The organism is Kytococcus schroeteri (genome assembly GCF_002847825.1).
Classification (GTDB): Bacteria; Actinomycetota; Actinomycetes; order Actinomycetales; family Dermatophilaceae; genus Kytococcus; species Kytococcus schroeteri.
On sequence record NZ_PKIZ01000008.1, the window covers coordinates 58,393 to 79,095 of the forward strand.

The 20,703-nt window shown below is 73.2% G+C and carries 23 protein-coding genes; 10 read left to right on the top strand and 13 right to left on the bottom strand.

All coding sequences use genetic code 11. The annotated features are described in order from the left end of the window. Nucleotides 1–15 precede the first annotated feature (15 nt). The gene (locus tag CYJ76_RS05380; RefSeq protein WP_101849486.1) at nucleotides 16–1,422 is read right to left on the bottom strand and encodes a glycine--tRNA ligase; all 1,407 of its coding nucleotides are present in this window, start codon (nucleotides 1,420–1,422) and stop codon (nucleotides 16–18) included. Between the two features lie 60 nt (nucleotides 1,423–1,482). Between CYJ76_RS05380 and CYJ76_RS05385 the strand changes: the two genes are divergently transcribed. The 4 genes from CYJ76_RS05385 to CYJ76_RS05400 are packed head-to-tail and all read left to right on the top strand — an operon-like array spanning nucleotide 1,483 to nucleotide 4,573. Next, nucleotides 1,483–2,484 (top strand): metal ABC transporter substrate-binding protein, encoded by a 1,002-nt coding sequence (locus CYJ76_RS05385; RefSeq protein WP_070705349.1) that lies wholly within the window; start codon nucleotides 1,483–1,485, stop codon nucleotides 2,482–2,484. Beyond that, entirely contained in the window at nucleotides 2,481–3,167 is a 687-nt protein-coding gene (locus tag CYJ76_RS05390) for a metal ABC transporter ATP-binding protein (protein WP_070705348.1), read from the top strand. The genes CYJ76_RS05385 and CYJ76_RS05390 overlap by 4 nt, the downstream gene beginning before the upstream one ends. 1 nt (nucleotide 3,168) lies before the next feature. Next, nucleotides 3,169–4,155 carry a metal ABC transporter permease gene (locus tag CYJ76_RS05395; RefSeq protein WP_331250395.1) on the top strand — a complete coding sequence of 329 codons (987 nt, stop codon included), beginning with the start codon at nucleotides 3,169–3,171 and terminating at the stop codon, nucleotides 4,153–4,155. Nucleotides 4,156–4,180: 25 nt separating this feature from the next. Continuing rightward, a complete protein-coding gene (locus CYJ76_RS05400; protein WP_070705346.1) occupies nucleotides 4,181–4,573 on the top strand; it encodes a Fur family transcriptional regulator in 393 nt (130 codons plus the stop codon). Here the strand turns inward: CYJ76_RS05400 and CYJ76_RS05405 are convergent. From CYJ76_RS05405 to CYJ76_RS05415, 3 genes are all read right to left on the bottom strand, one after another. Continuing rightward, nucleotides 4,546–5,340, bottom strand: a complete 795-nt coding sequence (locus tag CYJ76_RS05405) for an isoprenyl transferase (RefSeq protein ID WP_070705345.1) — start codon at nucleotides 5,338–5,340, stop codon at nucleotides 4,546–4,548. The two genes, CYJ76_RS05400 and CYJ76_RS05405, sit on opposite strands and share 28 nt — an antisense overlap. A 1-nt stretch (nucleotide 5,341) precedes the next feature. Beyond that, nucleotides 5,342–6,157 carry a DNA repair protein RecO gene (gene recO / locus CYJ76_RS05410; protein ID WP_070705344.1) on the bottom strand — a complete coding sequence of 272 codons (816 nt, stop codon included), beginning with the start codon at nucleotides 6,155–6,157 and terminating at the stop codon, nucleotides 5,342–5,344. A 75-nt stretch (nucleotides 6,158–6,232) separates the two neighbouring features. After that, nucleotides 6,233–6,670, bottom strand: coding sequence for a phosphoesterase PA-phosphatase (locus tag CYJ76_RS05415; protein ID WP_144043037.1), 438 nt, complete (start codon nucleotides 6,668–6,670; stop codon nucleotides 6,233–6,235). Between the two features lie 85 nt (nucleotides 6,671–6,755). Here CYJ76_RS05415 and CYJ76_RS05420 point away from each other — a divergent pair, with 85 nt between their 5' ends. Continuing rightward, nucleotides 6,756–7,406, top strand: a complete 651-nt coding sequence (locus CYJ76_RS05420) for an alpha-ketoglutarate-dependent dioxygenase AlkB (protein WP_070705342.1) — start codon at nucleotides 6,756–6,758, stop codon at nucleotides 7,404–7,406. Between the two features lie 45 nt (nucleotides 7,407–7,451). Here CYJ76_RS05420 and era read toward each other — a convergent pair whose 3' ends face one another. From era to CYJ76_RS05450, 6 genes are all read right to left on the bottom strand, one after another. After that, the gene (gene era, locus CYJ76_RS05425) at nucleotides 7,452–8,384 is read right to left on the bottom strand and encodes a GTPase Era (RefSeq protein ID WP_070705341.1); all 933 of its coding nucleotides are present in this window, start codon (nucleotides 8,382–8,384) and stop codon (nucleotides 7,452–7,454) included. Further along, on the bottom strand, nucleotides 8,381–9,790 hold the full coding sequence (locus CYJ76_RS05430) for a hemolysin family protein (RefSeq protein WP_083323590.1): 1,410 nt from the start codon (nucleotides 9,788–9,790) through the stop codon (nucleotides 8,381–8,383). Before CYJ76_RS05430 ends, era begins: the two co-directional genes overlap by 4 nt. After that, the gene (gene ybeY, locus CYJ76_RS05435) at nucleotides 9,787–10,290 is read right to left on the bottom strand and encodes an rRNA maturation RNase YbeY (protein ID WP_070705340.1); all 504 of its coding nucleotides are present in this window, start codon (nucleotides 10,288–10,290) and stop codon (nucleotides 9,787–9,789) included. Before ybeY ends, CYJ76_RS05430 begins: the two co-directional genes overlap by 4 nt. Further along, nucleotides 10,287–11,336: a PhoH family protein gene (locus CYJ76_RS05440; protein WP_101849459.1), complete on the bottom strand. Its 1,050-nt coding sequence runs from the start codon at nucleotides 11,334–11,336 to the stop codon at nucleotides 10,287–10,289. The genes ybeY and CYJ76_RS05440 overlap by 4 nt, the downstream gene beginning before the upstream one ends. A 42-nt stretch (nucleotides 11,337–11,378) precedes the next feature. Next, nucleotides 11,379–12,878 (bottom strand): amino acid permease, encoded by a 1,500-nt coding sequence (locus tag CYJ76_RS05445; protein WP_101849460.1) that lies wholly within the window; start codon nucleotides 12,876–12,878, stop codon nucleotides 11,379–11,381. 171 nt (nucleotides 12,879–13,049) lie between these two features. Beyond that, nucleotides 13,050–13,397 (bottom strand): histidine triad nucleotide-binding protein, encoded by a 348-nt coding sequence (locus tag CYJ76_RS05450; RefSeq protein WP_070705337.1) that lies wholly within the window; start codon nucleotides 13,395–13,397, stop codon nucleotides 13,050–13,052. A 64-nt stretch (nucleotides 13,398–13,461) separates the two neighbouring features. Between CYJ76_RS05450 and CYJ76_RS05455 the strand changes: the two genes are divergently transcribed. The 4 genes from CYJ76_RS05455 to CYJ76_RS05470 all read left to right on the top strand — a co-directional run bounded on the left by CYJ76_RS05455 (nucleotide 13,462) and on the right by CYJ76_RS05470 (nucleotide 16,706). Further along, nucleotides 13,462–14,088, top strand: a complete 627-nt coding sequence (locus CYJ76_RS05455; RefSeq protein WP_180802223.1) for an RNA polymerase sigma factor — start codon at nucleotides 13,462–13,464, stop codon at nucleotides 14,086–14,088. Beyond that, nucleotides 14,085–15,293, top strand: coding sequence for a protein kinase domain-containing protein (locus CYJ76_RS05460; protein WP_101849461.1), 1,209 nt, complete (start codon nucleotides 14,085–14,087; stop codon nucleotides 15,291–15,293). The genes CYJ76_RS05455 and CYJ76_RS05460 overlap by 4 nt, the downstream gene beginning before the upstream one ends. 142 nt (nucleotides 15,294–15,435) lie before the next feature. After that, the gene (locus tag CYJ76_RS05465; protein ID WP_070703201.1) at nucleotides 15,436–16,146 is read left to right on the top strand and encodes a hypothetical protein; all 711 of its coding nucleotides are present in this window, start codon (nucleotides 15,436–15,438) and stop codon (nucleotides 16,144–16,146) included. Further along, on the top strand, nucleotides 16,143–16,706 hold the full coding sequence (locus CYJ76_RS05470; protein ID WP_101849462.1) for an OmpA family protein: 564 nt from the start codon (nucleotides 16,143–16,145) through the stop codon (nucleotides 16,704–16,706). Before CYJ76_RS05465 ends, CYJ76_RS05470 begins: the two co-directional genes overlap by 4 nt. A gap of 1 nt (nucleotide 16,707) precedes the next feature. On the opposite strand, the gene CYJ76_RS05475 is transcribed toward CYJ76_RS05470, so the two are convergent. The 3 genes from CYJ76_RS05475 to hrcA form a co-directional block, all read right to left on the bottom strand. Beyond that, nucleotides 16,708–17,472 (bottom strand): 16S rRNA (uracil(1498)-N(3))-methyltransferase, encoded by a 765-nt coding sequence (locus CYJ76_RS05475; protein ID WP_101849463.1) that lies wholly within the window; start codon nucleotides 17,470–17,472, stop codon nucleotides 16,708–16,710. Further along, complete coding sequence (dnaJ, locus tag CYJ76_RS05480) at nucleotides 17,472–18,599, bottom strand: molecular chaperone DnaJ (RefSeq protein ID WP_101849464.1); 1,128 nt, start codon at nucleotides 18,597–18,599, stop codon at nucleotides 17,472–17,474. The genes CYJ76_RS05475 and dnaJ overlap by 1 nt, the downstream gene beginning before the upstream one ends. A gap of 67 nt (nucleotides 18,600–18,666) precedes the next feature. Further along, the gene (hrcA, locus tag CYJ76_RS05485; RefSeq protein ID WP_070703197.1) at nucleotides 18,667–19,692 is read right to left on the bottom strand and encodes a heat-inducible transcriptional repressor HrcA; all 1,026 of its coding nucleotides are present in this window, start codon (nucleotides 19,690–19,692) and stop codon (nucleotides 18,667–18,669) included. A gap of 136 nt (nucleotides 19,693–19,828) precedes the next feature. On the opposite strand from hrcA, the gene CYJ76_RS05490 reads away from it, so the two are divergent. Further along, nucleotides 19,829–20,695 carry a DUF3097 family protein gene (locus CYJ76_RS05490; RefSeq protein ID WP_101849465.1) on the top strand — a complete coding sequence of 289 codons (867 nt, stop codon included), beginning with the start codon at nucleotides 19,829–19,831 and terminating at the stop codon, nucleotides 20,693–20,695. Nucleotides 20,696–20,703 lie beyond the last annotated feature (8 nt).

Consider the following 20,703-nt stretch of genomic DNA (forward strand, 5'->3'; position numbering starts at 1 on the left):
GTCGTGGTGCTGGCCTCAGCAGCCGACCAGGCGCTGGGCGAGGTACCCGGTGACCTCGGCCAGCGGCACGCGCTCCTGCGACATCGTGTCGCGCTCACGGATGGTCACCGCCTGGTCCTCCAGGGTGTCGAAGTCGACCGTGACGCAGAACGGCGTGCCGATCTCGTCCTGGCGGCGGTAGCGGCGGCCGATGGCGCCGGCGTCGTCGAAGTCGACCTCCCAGTGCTGGCGCAGCTCGGCGGCCAGCTCCTTGGCGCGCGGGGTGAGCTGCTCGTTGCGGCTCAGCGGCAGCACGGCCACCTTGACCGGCGCCAGGCGCGGGTCGAGGCGCAGCACGACGCGCTTGTCGACACCACCCTTGGCGTTGGGCGCCTCGTCCTCGGTGTAGGCGTCGATGAGGAAGGCCATGAGCGCGCGGGTGAGGCCGAACGCCGGCTCGATGACGTAGGGCGTGTAGCGCTCGCCGGTGGCCTGGTTGAAGTAGGACAGGTCCTGGCCGGAGGCCTTGGCGTGCACCGAGAGGTCGAAGTCGGTGCGGTTGGCCACACCCATGAGCTCGCCGAACTCCGAGCCGGAGAAGCCGAAGCGGTACTCCAGGTCGATGGTGCGGTCGGAGTAGTGCGAGAGCTTCTCGGTGGGGTGCTCGTAGCGGCGGATGTTCTCCGGCGTGATGCCCAGGTCGGTGAACCACTTCTCGCAGACGTCGATCCACTCGTCGAAGTACTGCGGGGCCTCGGCCGGCGGCACGAAGTACTCGAGCTCCATCTGCTCGAACTCGCGGGTGCGGAAGATGAAGTTTCCGGGCGTGATCTCGTTGCGGAAGGACTTGCCCACCTGCGCGATGCCGAACGGCGGCTTCTTGCGGCTGGTGGTCATGACGTTGGCGAACTGCGTGAAGATGCCCTGCGCGGTCTCCGGGCGGAGGAAGTGCTTGCCGCTCTCGTCCTCGGTGACGCCCAGGTAGGTCTTGAGCAGGCCGGAGAACTGCTTGGGCTCGGTCCACGCACCCTTGGTGCCGCAGTTGGCGCAGGCGATCTCCTCGAAGGAGACCGAGTCGGGGTCCACCTCCTTGCCCTTGGCGGCGGACTTCTCGGCCACGGCCTCCTGCAGGTGGTCGGCTCGGAAGCGCTTGTGGCAGGACAGGCACTCCACGAGCGGGTCGGTGAAGGTGGCCACGTGGCCGGAGGCCTCCCACACCGCCGGGGGCAGGATCACCGCGGAGTCCAGGCCGACCACGTCGTCGCGCATCTGCACCATCGTGCGCCACCACTGGCGCTTGATGTTCTCCTTGAGCGCCACGCCGAGGGGACCGTAGTCCCAGGCCGAGCGGGTCCCTCCGTAGATCTCGCCGGTGGGGAACACGAATCCACGGCGCTTGCAGAGGGAGACGACGGTGTCGACGGTGGAGGTCTTCTTGGCCATGGGCACAGGGTACGGGTCCCCGATTTGACGATCATTCTCGCCTCCCTGAGAATGATTGTCATGCCCTCCCACACCCTCAGCCCCCGCCGGCGTGCCCTGCGCGCGGGCAGCATCGCCCTGACCGCCACCCTGACCCTCGCCGCGTGCGGGGGCACCGACGAGGGCGGCGGCTCGGCCGACGAGGGGAAGGTGCAGGTCGCCAGCGGGTTCTTCCCGCTCAGCGAGCTGGCCCGCGCCGTCGGCGGCGACCACGTGGAGGTCACCCAGGTGACCCCGGACGGCAGCGACCCCCACCACCTCGAGATGACCCCGCAGGCCACCGGCCGGCTGCAGGAGGCCGACCTGGTGCTGCACCTGCGCACGATGCAGCCGGCGCTCGACGCCGCCGTGGAGGCCGTGGCCGCCGACCGCGCGTGGGACGCCGGCGAGGCCGTCGACCTCGAGGCCGGGCCCCGCACCGGGAAGGCCGAGGAGTCTGGCCACGAGGGGCACGACCACGCGGCCGAGGCCGAGGCCGGCCACGACGGGCACGACCACGGTGGCGTGGACCCGCACTTCTGGCTCGACCCCGTCGCCTTCGGCGAGGCCGCCACCTCCCTGGGCGACGCGCTCGCCGAGCGCGACCCCGAACACGCCGAGGACTACCGCCGCAACGCCCAGGAGTACGTGCACCAGCTGGAGGAGCTCGACGACGACCTGGCCCAGCAGCTCGGTCACTGCCGCAGCACCGACCTGGTGGTGGGCCACGAGGCCTACGCGTGGTTCGGCGCCCGCTACGGCTTCCACCAGCTGGGCGTGGCCGGCCTGTCCAACGAGGCCGAGGTCTCCCCCGCCCGTCTGGCCGAGCTCACCGACACCATCAAGAAGTCCGGGGTGAGCACCATCTACGCCGAGCCGCTGGCCCCTCGCGACAACGCCCGCACCCTGGCCGACGAGACCGGCACGACGGTGGAGGTCCTCGACCCCGCCGCGGGCCTCACGGACTCCTCGGCCGCCCGCGACTACCTGGGGATCATGCGCCACAACGGCGAGGTGCTGCACACCGGTCAGGGCTGCGAGTGAGCGACGCCCTCGTCCTGCAGGAGGTCGTCTACGGCTACGACGGGCACCCTGCGGTGGGCCCGGTCTCGGCCACCGTCCCGGCCGGCCAGAGCGTGGCCATCACCGGGCCCAACGGCGCGGGCAAGTCGACCCTGGTGACCGGCCTGCTCGGCCTCACCGACCAGCTCTCCGGACGGGCCGAGCTGCTCGGCACCCCCCTGCGCCGCCTGCGCGACCGCACCCGCATCGGGTACGTGCCCCAGCACCACTCCGTGACAGGGGCCCTGCACGCCACCGTGGGCGAGGTCATCCTGGCCGGGCGCGTGGCCGCCCTGCCGTGGTGGCGCCACCCCGGCCGCTCCGACCGTGAGCTGGCCCGCCGCGCCGCCGCCGACGTGGGGCTGGAGGACCGCCTCCACCACAATCTGGCCGACCTCTCCGGCGGGCAGCGGCGTCGCGCCCTGCTGGCCCGCGCCATCGTGTCGCGCCCCGCCCTGCTGGTGCTCGACGAGCCCACCGCGGGCGTGGACCTGGCCAACCAGGAGCTGCTGGCCGTGCTCCTGCGCCGCCTGGCCGACGACGGCTTGACCATGCTCGTGATCACCCACGAGCTCGACCCCATCGCCTCGGCGCTGGACCGCGTGCTCACCCTGACCGGGGGCCGCCTCACCGACGACCGCATGCTGGAGGTGCACCGTGGCTGAGATGCTGCAGTTCGATTTCATGCAGCGGGCCCTGCTGGCCGCGCTGCTCGTGGGGGCCGTGGCCCCGATGGTGGGCATCTTCGTGGTGCAGCGGGGGCTCAGCCTCATCGGCGACGCCCTGGGCCACGTGGCCCTGGCCGGCGTGGCCGTGGGCGTGGTGATGCAGGCGCAGCCGGTCTGGACCGCGCTGGCGGTGGCGGTGCTGGCGGCGGTGGTCATCGAGGCCCTGCGTGCCCGCGGCGGCACCGCCAGCGACGTCGCCCTGGCACTGATGTTCCACACCGGCATCGCGCTGGGCGTGGTGCTCATCAGCACCTCCCCGGGCACGGCCAACCTGGAGAACTACCTGTTCGGTGCCATCACCACCACCAGCTCGGCCGACCTGCGCCTGTTCGTGGTGCTCGGCGTGGTGGTCGCGGTGGCCACCACCCTGCTGCGCCCGCGCCTGTTCGCCGTGGCCCAGGACGAGGTGTACAGCCGCTCCCAGGGGCTCCCCGTGACGGCCCTGAACATGCTGCTCTCCGCGCTGGTGGCGGTCACCATCGTCATGTCGATGCGGGTGGTGGGCCTGCTGCTCATCTCCGCGCTGATGATCGTGCCCATCGCGACCTCGCAGTTGCTCACCCGCAGCTTCGCCGCCGCGTGGTGGATGGCCATGGTGCTGGGGGCGCTCTCCGGCGTCGGGGGCGTCGTGGTCAGCTACACCTACGACCTGCCCTCGGGCGGCACCATCGTGCTGCTGGCCGTGGCGGTGTACGCCCTGGCCGTGCTGGGCACCTGGGTGGCCCGCCGGGTCCGGGTCGGACGCCACCGCCGGGCCTCGCTCGCCGAGCACCACGCCCACGAGCACCACCCCGACTGCGAGCACCCCGCAGTCCCCCACGGCGACCACCTCGACTACCTCCACGGGGACCACCTGCACCATCCCCACGAGGGTCACTACGATGAGCGGCCGCTGGACGCCTCGGCGCCGGCACCACGTCCATGACCCCGTCCCTCTCGCAGGAGCACCGGTGACCACGAACCGTCCCCGCCGGACCCGTCAGCAGTCCGCCGTGCTCGAGGCCCTGGGCTCCCGCACGGACTTCGTGGCCGCCCAGGAGCTGCACGTGGCCATGGCCCGCGCCGGGCACAAGGTGGCGCTGGCCACGGTCTACCGTGCCCTGCAGTCCTTCGACGAGGCCGGCGAGGTGGACACCCTCGTGACCGAGGGCGGCGAGACGCTCTACCGCGCCTGCCGCACCACCGCGCACCACCACCACCTGGTCTGCCGCGAGTGCGGCGACACCGTCGAGATCGACGGGCCGGCCGTGGAGCAGTGGTCCGAGCAGATCGCGGCCCAGCACGGGTTCTCCGAGGTGAGCCACACCGTGGAGCTCTACGGGCGCTGCTCCGCCTGCTCCTGAGGCCGGTCCACCGCGCCGCCGAACCGGCGGTCGCGCCCGGCGTAGCGCTCCAGGGCCGCCCACAGGTGGCGGCGGTCGAAGTCCGGCCACAGCGTGTCCGGGAAGTCCATCTCGGCGTACGCGCTCTGCCAGAGCAGGAAGTTGCTCGTGCGCTGCTCGCCGGAGGAGCGCAGGAAGAGGTCCACGTCCGGCATCGAGGGCTCGTAGAGGTGGCGGGCGACGGTGGCCGCCGTGATGCCGCCGGGGCGCAGCCGACCGGCCTCGACCTCGCGGGCGATGGCGCGCACCCCGTCCACGATCTCTGCGCGCCCGCCGTAGTTGACGCAGAAGTACAGGGTGAGCCGGTCGTTGTGCCGGGTCATCTCCTCGGCGGCCTCGAGCTCCTTGATGACGCCGCGCCACAGCCGCGGCCGGCGGCCCACCCAGCGCATGCGCACGCCCCAGGCGTCCAGCTGGTCGCGGCGGCGGCGGATGACCTGGCGGTTGAAGCCCATGAGGAAGCGGACCTCCTCGGGCGAGCGGCGCCAGTTCTCCGTGGAGAAGGCGTACGCCGAGAGGTGCGGCACCCCGGCCTCCAGGGCGCCGGCCACCACGTCGAGCAGCGCCCCCTCCCCCGCCTCGTGGCCGGCGGTCCGCGGCAGGCCGCGCTCGTTGGCCCACCGGCCGTTGCCGTCCATGACCACGGCCACGTGCTGGGGCAGCTCGTCGGGGGCCAGCTGCGGCGGGCGGGCCCCGGAGGGGTGCGGGAAGGGCGGCTCGTGGGTCATGTCACTGTCCCGTCGTCTCGGCGGATGGTGCGGCGTGCTCGGTCGGCTGCACGGGGCCCGGCCCGGTGAGCACGAGGTCGGGGTCCAGGTGGCGCACCGACCGCACCTGCCGATCGGTGTGCCACTGCAGGTGCGCGGTGACCAGCTCCTGCACCTCGCGGCGCCGGGAGGCGGCCCCCTCGGTCCCCAGGACCTCGCGCACGGTACTCCAGTGCGACTCCCCCAGGGCGTCCAGCAGGCGGATGCTGTCGGGGTGCGGCGCCCAGGCGCCGGCCCGCCGGCAGGAGGGGCAGACCACACCCCCCGCGGCAACGTGCACCCCGCGGTGGGGGCCGGGCGCACCGCAGGCGGCGCAGTCGCGCGTGGCCATGGGCCAGCCGGCCACCGCCATGGCACGCAGCAGGTAGGCGTCCATGAGCACGTCCGCCGGCCACTGCCCGGCCGCGAGGGCCGAGAGGGCCCCGGCGAGCAGCCGGAACTGCGGCGGGTTGGGCTCTCCCTCGTCCAGCAGGCTGTCGGCGGTCTCGCACATCACCTGGGCGCACACCCACCCCGCGTAGTCGCGGGAGATCGCCTCGCCGTAGGTGGCCATGGACTCGGCCTGGGTGATGGTGTCCAGGCTGCGCCCCTCGTAGCACTGGACGTCCACCACCATCGCGGGCTCGAGGCGGGCCCCGAAGCGCGACCGGGTGCGGCGCACCCCCTTGGCCACGGCACGCACCTTGCCGCGCTGGTGCCCCAGCATCGTGACGATGCGGTCGGCCTCCCCCAGCGGGTGGGTGCGCAGCACGATGGCGGCGTCGCGGTAGAGGGGCATCCCCCGATTGTGCCGTGGCCCGGCGGTGGTGCAGGCACCGGGACCGGTCCGGGCCCGGCGGTGGGCTGGCGAGCGTCAGGCGGTGTCCCACCAGGTGGCCGCGGCGACAGCGGCCGCGACCAGTCCGCCCAGCACCACCTGAGCCACGCTGTGTCGCCCGCGCCGCACCCGCGCCCACGCGACGACGGGGACCAGCAACCCCAGCACCACACCGCAGAGGTGGGTGCCGGTGACCCACAGGGCCACCGCTCCGCCGGCCACCACACCGGTGTGGAAGGAGACCTTGTGCACCACGGTGACCAGGGCCAGCACCAGCAGGGCGGCCAGCATCGCCGCGAGCACACGGACCAGCGCGGCCGGGGCACCGGCCAGGTGCAGCAGGGCGAGCCCGACGGCCACACTCACCACCGCCGCAGCCAGGGGGACCAGGCGCTGCTCCCGCCGCACGATGTGCGCGTCGGCCACCCGCCCGGCTCGCCGATGCAGGCGGACCACACCCAGGGGCACGAGCACCACAGGTGGGTCGAGGGGCGGGGCACCTTCGCATGGTCGGGGATCGGCGACCTCGCGGCTGGCTCAGGTGTTCTATCCTGGTGGCATGTCTGTACGCACGCTTGCCGTGGCCCCCGGGCAGGGGTCGCTCCTCGACCAGGTGGACGACCTGGGCCTGCGCCCCCTGGGCCGGGCCGTGACGCGCCGCGTCCTCGACCACGGGGCCTGGGTCGACGTGCGGCCCGGCTGGGTGACCGGTTCCCGGACGCTGCTGGAACACCTGCTGGACGCCGTGCCGTGGCAGGCCGAGCGGCGCCGCATGTACGACCGCGTGGTGGACACCCCACGCCTGCTGCGCTTCTACGCCGAGCACGAGCCGCTCCCCCACCCGCTGCTCGTCGCGGCGCGTGAGGCCCTCGACGCCCACTACGCCGCGGAGCCGGCCGCGGAGCCGTTCGCGACCGCGGGCCTGTGCCTCTACCGCGACGAGCACGACTCCGTGGCCTGGCACGGCGACCGCATCGGCCGCGGGGCCACGCACGACACGATGGTGGCCATCGTCTCGGTGGGCGCGCCACGGCGGCTGCTCCTGCGCCCGCGCGGCGGCGGGGCCTCGCTCACCCTGCCCGTCGGCCACGGCGACCTCGTGGTCATGGGTGGCTCCTGCCAGCGCACCTGGGAGCACGCCGTGCCCAAGGAGCGGCACCCCACCGGGCCGCGCGTCAGCATCCAGCTCCGGCCGCGCGGGGTGCGCTGAGCCGGCCCCGCCCCGAGAGGACGGTGGCCGGCCCGGCGGGGCGGGTCAGAAACCCAGGCGCTGCAGCTGCTTGGGGTCGCGCTGCCAGTCCTTGGCCACCTTCACGTGCAGGTCCAGGTGCACGCGCTGGCCGAGCAGCTGCTCGATCTGCTCGCGGGCCGTGGTGCCCACCTCGCGCAGCCGCGACCCACCGCGGCCGATGATGATCGCCTTCTGGCTGGGGCGCTCCACGAAGACGTTGACGCGCACGTCCATGAGCGGCTTGTCCACCGGGCGGTCCTCGCGCGGCAGCATCTCCTCCACCACCACGGCCAGGCTGTGCGGCAGCTCGTCGCGCACACCCTCCAGGGCCGCCTCGCGCACCAGCTCGGCCACCATGACGTCGGTGGGTTCGTCGGTGAGCACGTCGTCGGGGTACAGCGGCGGGGAGAGCGGCATCCGGTCGCCGATGAGCTCGCGCACCAGGTCGAGCTGCTCCCCGTTGACCGCCGAGCAGGGCACGATCTCGTCGAAGTCGCCCATCTGGTCGATGGCGATGAGGTGCTCGGCCAACTGGTCCCGGGAGACCAGGTCGGCCTTGGTGGCAATGGCGATCACCGGTGTCCGCCGGCCGCGGCGCACCTCGTCGAGCTCGGCCGCGATGAACTTGTCACCGGGCCCGGGTTTCTGGTCGGCGGGCATGCAGAAGCCGATGACGTCCACGTCCAGCAGCGTCTCGCGCACCACGTCGTTGAGCCGCTCGCCCAGCAGGGTGCGGGGCTTGTGGAGGCCGGGGGTGTCCACCACCACCAGCTGCCGCTTCGCGTCACTGAGGATGCCGCGCACCGTGTGCCGCGTGGTCTGCGGCTTGTTGGAGGTGATGGCCACCTTCTGCCCCACCAGGGCGTTGGTCAGCGTGGACTTGCCGGCGTTCGGTCGGCCGACGAAGCACACGAAGCCCGCCCGGTAGTCCTCGGGGAAGTCGGGCGTGATCGTCATGGGTGCTCCTTGGCAGGCGGGGTGTCGGGGTCCATCATGCCCGGGCCCGCGGGCTCCGGGTCGAGCTCCGCGCCGGCGGGGTGGGCACCGGAGCCGGGGTCACCGGGCAGGTCGTCCCGGGCCTCCTCGGCGTCGCTGGCGTGGCCGACCCACTCGGCGATGACGGTGGCCACGCGGTGCCGACGGCCCGAGAGGCGCTCGGCGGTGAGGCGGATGCCGGCCACGTCGCCGGTGGAGCCCACGATCGGCACGCGGTCGGTCAGCTTGGCCAGCAGCCCGCCGACGGTCTCCACGTCCTCGGTGACCTCCTCGGAGAAGGACACCTCGAAGAGCTCGGCGAGGTCGTCCACGTCCATCGAGGCCGCGACGCGCCAGGTGCCGTCCTCGAGCTGCGTGGACTCCACGCTCTCGCGGTCGTGCTCGTCGGTGATCTCCCCGACGATCTCCTCGAGGATGTCCTCGATCGACAGGATGCCGGCGGTGCCGCCGTACTCGTCGACGACCACCACCAGGTGCGTCTGGGAGACCTGCATCTCGCGCAGCAGCGCGTCCACACCCTTGCTGTCGGGCACGAAGGTCGCCTCGCGCATCACCTCGGCGGCGGTGACCTCCTCGCGGGCGGACGGGTCGGCGTTCACCCGCCGCACCACGTCCTTGAAGTGCACGATGCCGAGCACGTCGTCAGTGCCCCCCTCGCCCACCACGGGGATGCGACTGAAGCCCGACCGCAGCGCCAGGCTCATCACCTTGCGCAGCTGCTTGTGGCCCTCGATGACCACCATGTCCGTGCGGGGCACGAGCACGCGCCGCGCGGTGGTGTCACCGAGCTCGAAGATGGAGTGGATCATCTCCCGCTCCCCGGCCTCGATGACGGCGCTCTCGCCGGCCATGTCGACCATGTCGCGGAACTCGGCCTCGTTCTCGAAGGGGCCCTCGGCGAAGCCCTTGCCCGGGGTCACGGCGTTGCCCACCACGATCAGCGTCTTGGACAGCGGACCGAGCAGGTCGCGGGCGCGCGCCACGGCCGGGGCGGCGCGCAGGGCGATCGCCTCGGCGTTCTGACGCCCCAGGGTGCGCGGGGAGACCCCGAGCACCACGTAGGACACCACCGTCACCACCGCGATGGCCACGGGGAGCTCCCACCCGGTGGCCAACCAGCGGTCGATGGCCACGGTGAACAGCACCGCCACGGCGCACTCCCCCAGCACGCGCAGGAAGGTGACCACGGACATGTGGGCAGCCGTGTCGTCCAGGATGCGGGCCAACGCGTCACCGCCGCGGCGGCCCTCCTGGGCCAGGGCCTCGGCGTGGCGCTTGCTCACGCGCTGCAGGGCCGTCTCGGCCATGGTCATGAGGTGGGTGAGGGCCACCAGCACCACGGCGGCCACCACCAACCACACGGTCACGAACGGTCCCCCGCACTGCCGGGGCGCGGGGCGGCGGTGGTGCTGCGGCCGGTGAGGGCCAGGTAGGAGGCGAGCAGCTCGGCCTGGAGGGCGAACATCTCGCGCTCCTCCTCGGGCTCGGCGTGGTCGTGGCCCAGCAGGTGCAGCACGCCGTGCACGGTGAGCATGAGCAGCTCGTCGCCCACGGGGTGGCCGAGCTTCTCCGCCTGCGCGGCGGCCACCTGGGGGCACAGGACGATGTCGCCGAGCACCCCAGGCTCGGACGGGCGCTCGGGTGTCCCGGGGCGCAACTCGTCCATGGGGAAGCTCATGACGTCGGTGGGGCCGGCGAGGTCCATCCACTGCTCGTGGAGCACCTCGATGGCGGCGGGCTCCACGAACCGGATGCACAACTCGGCGGCCGGGTGCACGTGCAGGGCGTCCATGGCGTGCTGGGCCGCGGCCTGCACGTCGGCGGGGTCGCAGCGGGGGTCGTCCTCGACGAGCACCTCGATGGTCATGCGCGGTCCCCGCCGGCCGGGCGCTCGGCGCGGCCGCCCGGTCGGCCACCGCGGCCGGACTGGGTGGCGTCCCACGCCCCGTAGGCCTCCACAATGCGGGAGACCAGCCGGTGGCGCACCACGTCCACGGCTGTCAGTCCCGAGAAGTGCACGTCCTCCACCCCGGTGAGGATCTCCTCGACCACCGCCAGGCCGGAGCGGGTGCCACCGGGCAGGTCCACCTGCGTGGTGTCGCCGGTGATCACCATCGTGGAGCCGAAGCCCAGGCGGGTGAGGAACATCTTCATCTGCTCCGGAGAGGTGTTCTGCGCCTCGTCGAGGATGATGAACGCGTCGTTGAGGGTGCGCCCGCGCATGTACGCCAGCGGGGCCACCTCGATGGTGCCGCTGGCCATGAGCCGCGGGATGGAGTCGGGGTCGACCATGTCGTGCAGCGCGTCGTAGAGCGGCCGCAGGTAGGGGTCGATCTTCTCGTTGAGGGAGCCGGGCAGGAAGCCCAGTCGCTCGCCGGCCTCCACGGCGGGGCGCGTGAGGATGATGCGGCTGACCTCCTTGGCCTGCAGGGCCGCCACGGCCTTGGCCATGGCCAGGTAGGTCTTGCCGGTACCGGCCGGGCCGATGCCGAAGACCACCGTGTGCTCGTCGATCGCGTCGACGTACTGCTTCTGGCCGAGCGTCTTGGGCCGGATGGTCTTGCCGCGGTTGCTGATGATGTTCTGCGTCAGCACGTCGGCGGGCCGCTCGGCGGTGCGCGCCCGGAGCATGCCGATGGAACGCTCCACCGCGTCGGCGGTCAGGGCGTGCCCGCCCTGCACCATGACCAGCAGCTCCTCCACGAGCCGCTCGGCGAGCGAGACCTCCTGCACCGGACCGGCGAGGTGCAGCTCGTCACCGCGGGCCAGCAGGTCCACGTCGGGGAAGGCGCGTTCGATGGTGCGCAGCAACTGGTCCTGGGGCCCCCAGAGGGAGACCAGGGAGACCCCCTCGGGGAGGGTCACCACCGAACTGGTGCGCTGGGGGCCGGCCGCGGGGGTGTTCTGAGTCATCGTGGCCCCGAGTCTAGGCGGTGCCCCCGACGACCGAGCAGGTCACCGGGAGAGGTCGGCCTGCTCGGGCGCCACCGGCCGCGAGCCGGTGACCAGGCGGTGCACCAGCCACACACCCAGGAAGAGCGGCAGGCCCAGGTAGGTGGTCAGCAGGCCGAGCAGGCTCTCGGTGCCGAAGCCGTCGACGCGGATGTCGTCGAAGATGGTCCATCCCTGGCCCACGACCACCACGGCGCACATCGCCAGGGCCACCAGCGGGCCCACCGGGAAGGCCCAGGCGCGGTACGGCAGGTCGCGGGGGTCGCCGCCCTGCGCCACGTAGGCGCGGCGGAAGCGGTAGTGGCACCAGGCGATGCCCATCCAGGTGATGAAGCCGGCCAGACCCGAGGCGCTCACGAGCCAGGTGTAGGCCTGCCCCTCGCCCACGAGGCTGGTGAGGAAGCACAGGGCGCCCACGGCGGCGGTCACCAGCAGGGCGGCCACCGGCACGCCACGGCGGTTCACGCCGCCGAGGAGGGACGGGGCCTTCCCGGAACGCGCCAGGCCGTAGAGCATGCGGGTGGAGGAGTACATCCCGGCGTTGCCCGCCGAGAGGATGGCCACGAGGATCACCGCGTTCATGATGTCGCCGGCGTAGGGGATGCCGGCCTCGCCGAAGACGAGGGTGAACGGCGCGATGGAGATGTCCTCGCTCTCGCTGGCGTTGAGCAGGCGGGCGTCGTCGTAGGGCAGCAGGAAGCCGATGACCGCGATGGCGCCGATGTAGAAGAGCATGATGCGGAAGAAGACCGAGCGGATGGCCTTGGGGATGGTCTTCTCCGGCTCGTCGGCCTCACCGGCGGCCACACCGACCATCTCGGTGCCCTGGAACGAGAACCCGGCGATCATGAAGATGCTCAGCATGCCGGCCAGGCCGCCCACGAAGGGGGCCTCGCCCCGGGTCCAGTTGCTGGTGCCCGGGGAGCCGTCGCCCAGCACGCCGGCGATCATGAGCACGCCCACCACGAGGAACACCAGCACGGCGATGACCTTGATGGACGAGAAGAGGAACTCCCCCTCACCGAAGGCTCGCACGGTGACGATGTTGAGCAGCAGCAGCACCCCGAGGAAGGCCGCCGACCAGATCCACCCCGGCACGTCGGGGAACCAGTAGCCCATGACCATCTCGGCGGCCACCAGCTCCACGGCCACGGTGATGGCCCAGTTGAACCAGTAGTTCCACCCGGTGGCGAAGCCGAACGAGGGGCTCACGAAGCGTGTGCCGTAGGCCTCGAAGGAGCTGGCCAGAGGCAGGTAGGTGGCCATCTCGCCCAGGCTCTGCATGAGCAGGAAGACCATGACGCCGATGGCCGCGTAGGCCAGCAGGGCGCCCCCGGGCCCGGCCGTGCTGATGGTGGCGCCCGAGGCCACGAACAGTCCGGTGCCGATGGCGCCACCCAGCGCGATCATGTTGAGGTGGCGCGCGCTCAGCTTGCGCTGGAGCTGCTCCTCGGCCCGCCCGTCGGTGACGGCGGGTTCGGTGGGTGGGGCGACGGTGGCCATGGGGGTCCTTGCGGGGAGGGGGGTCATGGGTGGCCGGAACCTAGCACGCGCCCAGCCGATTTCCCGGGGGTTCCGGCGAGTGGGCCGGCAACGGGAAGGCCTGCGGCCCGGCGGGCGGTTCACCGCAGGCCTTCCCGTCAGCCCGGCCTCTGGGGCATGACGCAGGTCACCTCAGCCGGGCGGCCACTGCAGCTGGCGCCCCCCGATGACGTGCAGGTGCACGTGGTCGACCGACTGCTGCCCGTGCTCACCGGTGTTGGCCACCACGCGGTAGCCGTCCTCGGCGAGCCCCTCCTGCTCGGCCACCTTGGCCACGGTCTGCAGCAGGTCGGTGGCGGCGGCCGGGTCGTCCACGGCCACGGCGGCGAGATTGCGGTGGTGGTCGCGCGGCACCACCAGCACGTGGGTGGGGGCCTGCGGGTCGATGTCGCGGAAGGCCAGCGAGCGGTCGGACTCCACGACGACGTCACCGGGGACCTCCCCGACGACGATCTTGCAGAACAGGCAGTCGGTGCTCATGCGCGTCACCCTAGCCCCGGCAGCCGGCGTCGGCCTGCCGTCGGCCCTGCGTAGCATGCCGTGCATGGACCCCCGGAGCGCCCTGCAGTCGGCCCTGGCCGCCGGCGACTCGCTGCGGGCTCGTCAGCTGCTCGCGGATGCGGGCCCGGACGGGCGCGAGGCCCTGTGGTCGGTCCTGGCGTCGGCCGCGAGCGGCGGCTCGACCAGCGGCCGGGAGCTCCTGCTCGAGCAGCTCTCCGCCTCCGGCGTGGTCCACAGGTTCGTCGCCTCCCGCCTGCTCGACGAGGCCTCGGTCGACGACGTGGTCCAGGAGACCCTGATCTCCGTGGCCAACTCGGTGGACTCGTTCAGGGGCGGGGCGGCCGTCACCACCTGGGTGGCCTCCATCGCCCACCGGCGGGTCGTCGACCACCTGCGTCGCCGGCGCGAGGCCGTGCAGCTGCCGGCGGACGTGGCCTCCCCGGGAGCCCGGCTCAGCTCGCAGGTCGCCACCCGCGAGGCCCTCGACGGTGCGCTCCGCGAGCTTCCCCCGCCCTACCGCGAGGTGGTCGTGCTCCGCGAGGTGCGGGGCCTCAGCTACGCCGAGATCGCCGACCACCTCGAGCGCCCCCTCGGCACGGTCAAGGCTCAGGTGGCGCGAGGTCGGGCGCTGGCCGCCCATGCCCTCCGCGAGGGGCAGGTCCACCGGTGAGCCGTCACCGGGTGGGCCGCCTCCACCTCCAGGAGGTGCTGGGGGTGGGCTCCTTCGCCACGGTGCACCGTGCCCACGACCCGGTGCTGGACGACACCGTGGTGGTCAAGGTGCTGGCCGAGAACCACAGCCTCAACCCCGACGTCCGGGAGCGCTTCATCACCGAGGGGCGGCTCCAGCGACGGATCCGCAGCGAGCACGTGGTCGGCGTGCACGACCTCGGGGAGACCGACCACCAGCAGCCGTACCTCGTGCTCGAGGAGGCCGACCGGGGCAGTCTGGGCGCCCGGGTCGAGGCGCGACGGCGAGCCGGGTGGAGCGCCTCGACCGACGACCTGCTGGTGGTGGCCCGCGACCTGGCGGCCGCCCTCGGGGCCGTCCACGCCGCGCGGGTGGTGCACCGCGACCTCAGTCCGGCCAACGTGCTGCTGCGCTCGTGGCCGGCGGACCGGCCCGGGGCGGGGGCACGGCACCGCCAGGGCCCGCCCCGCGCCACGCTGCTGGAGCCCGACGAGCGCCTGCTCCTGTCCGACCTCGGCCTGTGCAAGGACCTGGCGGTCAACTCCGGCCTCACCGTGGGCGTGGGAACCCGGGGGTTCCGCGCCCCGGAGATGGACGCCCCGGCGGGGGTGGTGGACCACCGCACGGACCTCTGGTCCCTCTCAGCCCTGGTCACGTGGGTGGCGGGCGACGCCGAGCTGCCGCAGCCCGTCGTCGCCGCCCTGCGCCGGGGGTGCGCAACCGACCCCGACGACCGTCCGGCTGACGTGCAGGAGTGGCTGCGGGAGCTCGAGACCGCCCTCGCGCCCCGCACGACGCCCTCCCCCACCCCACCCGCACCCGAGGGTGCCAGCCGCCGGGAGCTGCTGCGCGGGCTGGTCCCGGCGGGAGCCGGGGTCGTGGGGGCCGTGGCCGGCGCCGTGCTGTGGCCGCGCCTCACACAGCCCGGGGACACCCACGGGGCCGCGCGCGTGGAGGTCTCCGGCCCCGCGGAGGTGGCGGTCGGTGAGCGGGCCGCGTTCGTCCTCGACCACTCCGACGTCACCTCGTGGGTGTGGGAGCTGCCCGACGGCCGCTTCGTCAGCGGCCGCCGCAGGGTGGTGCTCACCCCCCGGGGTGCCGGACGCGCGCGGGTGGTGGTGAGGGCCACCACCACCGACGGAGCACCGCTCGTGACCACGCACCACCTGCGCGTGACCCCCTGAGCCCCTCCCCCCCCGGGGTGGCAGTGGCGCGACGGGGGTCCCACCCCGGGCGGAGATCCGGGCAGCGTGCAACCTTTCCCCGTGAGCACACGACCAACGGGCACACACCCCCTCGGGGGACCCACCACGAAGGAGACCCGCCATGCGTTCCGCAGCTACCCGTTCACTCACCGCCCTGGCCCTCGTCGGGGCCCTGGGCCTGGGCGCCTGCAGCCCCGATGCCACCTTCACCAGCGGCGAGGAGGAGCGCACCACCGCTGCCGCCGCGGAGCCCGACGAGACCACCGACACCGGGGAGGAGGACTCCGAGGGGACCGAGCCGCCCGAGACCAGCTCGACCACCGGCGAGGAGTCCTCGGACGCCGGGGACGCACAGTCCCCCGACGCCTCGGAGGAGGGAGGACCCACGGCGAACACCAGCCACGCACCGGGGCTCACCGCCGAGGAGATCGGCGAGCCCCTCGTCACGCGTGCCCGTCCGCTCGAGCAGGAGGGCAGCGAGCTGCTGGTCTCCCTCCACTCGCTGGAGCGGCAGGGCAAGACCGTGACGGCCACCTACGGCTTCCAGCTCAAGAGCGACGCGGAGCACGGCGCCGAGGCCGAGAGCCTCTACAACTTGGCCGGCACCTGGTACCCCTACCTGGTGGACACCAAGAACCTGCGCAAGCACCGCGTGCTCCAGGACGAACACAACAACCAGCAGGCGATGCCGAGCGTCAACGACATCGACGTGAGCACCGACGGCATCACCTACGTGAGCGTCGTCTTCGCCGCACCGCCCGAGGACGTCGAGACCATGACGGTGCACCTGATGGGTGGTGTGGCGGACGCGACGGAGGTGGAGCTCCGATGACCTCCCGCCTCCTGACCGGCCTGGCCCTCACCACGGCGGCAGCCCTCCCTGTGGCGCTCGCTCCCGCCCTCGCCGCACCCCACGTCGCACAGGCGCCGACGGAGTGGTCCGACGCACAGCTCAGGAAGAGCATCATCCAGCTGGAGCCGGCCGTCACCCAGCTCGAGGACTCTGTCGAGCCGCTGGACGACCACACCACCGACGGGGCCGAGGAGGTCATCTCCCTGGACACCGACGTGCTCTTCGCCTACGGCAAGGCGGACCTGCCGGCGACCTTCGCCGACCGGGCCGCGGAGCTGGTGACCGACGTGCCGAAGGGCGCCACGGTCGAGGTGGGCGGCCACACCGACTCGATCGGCGCGGACGACTTCAACCAGAAGCTGTCCGAGCGCCGTGCCGATGCCGTGGCCAAGGCCCTCAAGGCGGCCCGACCCGACCTCTCACTCGAGGTGGAGGGGTACGGTGAGAAGCAGCCCGTGGCCCCCAACGAGTCCGCCGGCAAGGACGACCCGGAGGGCCGGGCCAAGAACCGCCGCGTGGAGATCCGCTACGGCCACTGAGTCAGTCCCACCGCAGCGCACCGCACAGCAGCGCCAGGGCCACCGGCCCGGCGCTGCTCGTGCGCAGCACGTGGGGGCCGAGCACCACCGGCACTCCCCCGGCGTCGGTGAGGGCCTCGAGCTCCTGCGGGCTGATCCCGCCCTCGGGACCGATGACCACGCGCACCAGCGAGGGCGTCTCGCGGCCCTCGAGCAGGCCGCCCAGGGTCGGCAGCAGCCCGTCGGTGGCCACCTCGTGCAGCACGAGGGTGAGCTCGCTGGCCCCGACACCGACCCGCACCCGCTCGACGAGCCCGGCGGTGTCCACCATCGGCTCCACCGGGGCCTCCCACAGGCGGCGGGACTGCTTGGTGGCCGCACGCACCACCTGCTGCCACTTCACCCGGCCCTTCTCGGCCTTGGGGCCCGCCCACCGGCTGATGCTGCGGTCGGCCTGCCAGGGCACCACGGCGTCCACGCCGATCTCCACGCTGGTCTCCAGCGACTGCTCGGCCCGGCCGGCCTTGGCCAGCGCCTGCACGAGCTCCAACCGGGGGCGGCCGGTCGGCTCGGTGAGCTCCTCCAGGACCTCCAGCTCCAGGGTGGACTTCGTGGTGCCGGTGACGCGCCCGCGCACCCCGGCACCGGCGCCGTCGGCCAGGAGCACCTCCTCGCCCACGGCGATGCGCTGCACCGTGGCGGCGTGGCGCCCCTCGTCCCCGGAGAGCGTGAGGGACTCCCCCACCCCGGCCAAGGGGCCGTCGGCGAGGAAGAGCGGCAGCGTCATCAGCGGCCCGAGAACGCGTCGCGCAGGCGCCCGAAGAAGCCGCCCTGCTCGGACACCGACGTGATCGTGCCGGTCGCCTGCTCCTCGCCGCGCAGCCGGGCCAGCTCGTGGAGCAGCTCCTTCTGCCGGGAGTCCAGGCGCGTGGGCGTCACCACCTGGGCGTGCACGTGCACGTCGCCGCGCCCCTCCCGACGCAGGTGGCCCACGCCCAGCCCGCGCAGCGTGAACACGGCCCCGTGCTGGGTGCCGGCGGGGACCTCCACCTGCTCGGTGCCGTCGAAGGTCTCCACCGGGGTGCGCGTGCCCAGGGCCGCGGCCGTCATCGGCAGCTCCACCGAGCAGTGCAGGTCGTCACCCTCGCGGGTCCAGGTCGCGTCGGGCTCCACGTTCACCTCGACGTAGAGGCTCCCCGCCGGCCCGCCGCCGGGGCCCACCTCGCCCTGGCCGGCCAGCTGGATGCGGGTGCCGGTGTCCACGCCCGCAGGCACCTTGACCTTGAGCGTGCGGCGCTCGCGCACGCGGCCGTCGCCGTGGCAGTCGGTGCACGGCTCCACGATGACCTCACCGGTGGCCTGGCAGGTGCCGCACGGCCGGGTGGTCATCACCTGGCCGAGGAAGGAGCGCTGCACCTGCTGCACGTGGCCCTGACCGTGGCACAGGTCGCAGGTGCGTGTGCCGGTGCCGGGGGAGCAGCCGTCACCGCCGCAGACCGAGCACAGCACGGCGGTCTCCACTGTGAGGTCCTCGGTGTCGCCGAAGACCGCCGTACGCAGCGGGACGTCCAGGCGCACCAGGGCGTCCTGCCCCGGCTGCTGGCGCGAGCGCGGTCCGGCCGCCCCGGCCTGGCCGCCGAAGAAGGCGTCCATGATGTCGCTGAAGGTGAACGCTCCCCCGGCACCGCCGAACCCGGCCGTCGGGTCGCCGTAGGGGTCCTGGCCACGGTCGTAGGCGGCCTTCTTGGCGGCGTCGCCGAGCACGTCGTAGGCCTGGGCGACGGCCTTGAACTCGTCCTCGCGGCCGGGGGCCACGTCGGGGTGCAGCTGGCGCGCCTTGCGGCGGTAGGCCTTCTTGATCTCCTCCGCGCTGGCGTCGCGGGAAACTCCGAGGGTCTCGTAGTAGTCGTTCATGCGCTCTCCGCGCCGGGGTGTCCGGCGGCTGATGGTTCGGGGGCGGTGGTCTGGGACGTGCCGGTGCTCAGCGGTGCTCGAGCACCTCGGACAGGTACGCGGCCACGGCGCGGACCGCCCCCATCGTGCCGGGGTAGTCCATGCGGGTGGGACCCAGGACGCCGAGGGAACCGACGCCCTCCTGCCCGTAGGTGCTGGCCACCACGGAGGTGGTCTGCAGGCCGCTGTGGTCGTGCTCGGTCCCGATGGAGACGGCCACGGCGGGGGTACGGCCGGTCGGCGCCTCGGTCGGGTCCGCGGACTGCAACAACCGCAACAGCACCACGTGTTCCTCCAAGGCGGAGATCACCGTCTCCAGCGACCCGCCGAAGTCCGTGGTGTTGCGCACCAGGCTCGAGGTGCCGGCCAGGGCCAGGCGCTCCTCGCGCTCCTCGGCCAGCGTTCCGGCGACCACCTGGCACAGCTCGGCGAGCGCCGGGTCGGCGGGCGACTCCTCAGTGGCGGCGGCCAGGGCGGCCCGGGCGTCCTCGAAGGTGCGGCCCGCCGCCGCGCCGTTGACCCGGTCGCGCAGGCGGCGCAGCTCCTCCGGGCCGGTGCCCTCGGGCAGGTCCACCAGGCGCTGCTCCACCCGGCCGCTGTCGGTGATGATCACCACCATGGTGCGCGGCCCCATCGGCACCAGCTCCACGTGCTGCAGTGCGGAACGGGTCAGGGAGGGGTACTGCACCACGGCCACCTGGCGGGTCAGGGCGGCCAGCAGCCGGACGGTGCGCTCCACGACGTCGTCGAGGTCCATGGGGTCGGCCAGGAAGTCGCGGATGGCGCGGCGCTCGGCCGGCGTGAGGCGGGGCACCTTGCTGATGGTGTCCACGAAGCGGCGGTACCCGGCGTCGGTGGGCACGCGCCCGGCGGAGGTGTGGGGTGCCTGGATGAGCCCCTCGGCCTCGAGGATGGCCATGTCGTTGCGGATGGTGGCCGCCGAGACCCCGATGCCGTGCCGCTCCAGCACGCTGCGCGAGCCCACGGGCTCGGAGGTGCGCACGTGGTCCTCCACGATGGCGCGCAGCACCTGCAGGCGGCGTTCCGAGGACATCGACTCCTCCTGACGGGTCTCGGCATCGGTCCGGTGACGGCGTGCGCGGACCTCCGGCCCGGGGCCGCTGGCACTCCGGCACACCAAGTGCCAGTCTACGCCGCCCGGGCAGACCGGCGCCGTACCCTCTGCCCCCATGGACAGGTACGGATCGGACGTGTTGGCCGGCGACTGGAAGCGTCCCCCGCGCGGGCGCAGCCGCGAGGTCGAGGCGGTGCCCGGCACGGTCGTGGAGGACGTGACCACCGGGTGGGTGGGCGCCGTGGTCTCGGTGGAGAAGGCGGGCGGCGAGCACGTGGTGCACCTGGAGGACGGGCGCGGCCGCACCAAGGCCTTCCCCCTGGGCCCGGGCTTCTGGATCGACGGGCAGCCGGTCACCCTGGTGGCCCCGAGGGCGGCTGCGCGCGCGACCGCGCCCGCGCGGACCCGCAGCGGAAGCCGCGCCGTCGCCGATGCCCCGGCACGGGTGGCGGTCGGATCGCGCATCTTCGTGGAGGGACGGCACGACGCCGAGCTCGTGGAGAAGGTGTGGGGTGACGACCTGCGCGTGGAGGGCGTGGTGGTGGAGATGCTCGACGGCGTGGACGACCTGCGTGCCGTCATCGAGGAGTTCCGACCCACCGCCGACCGCCGGATGGGGGTGCTGGTGGACCACCTCGTGCCCGGCACCAAGGAGTGGCGCGTGGTGGAGGAGGCACGGGCCACCCCACGCTACGCCCGCCACGTGAAGATCGTGGGCCACCCCTACGTGGACGTGTGGCAGTCCGTGCGCCCCCAGCAGCTCGGGTGGACGCAGTGGCCCGTGATCCCCAAGGGCACCTCGTGGAAGCACGGCATCCTCGCCGAGCTGGGGTGGCCGCACGCCACGCAGGCCGACGTGGCGCGCGGGTGGAAGCGCATCCTGGCCACCGTGGACGACTACACCGACCTCGAGCCCGAGCTGCTGGGGCGGGTGGAGGAGCTCATCGACTTCGTCACCGTGGGCGAGGTGCCGCTGGGCTGATCCCCCGC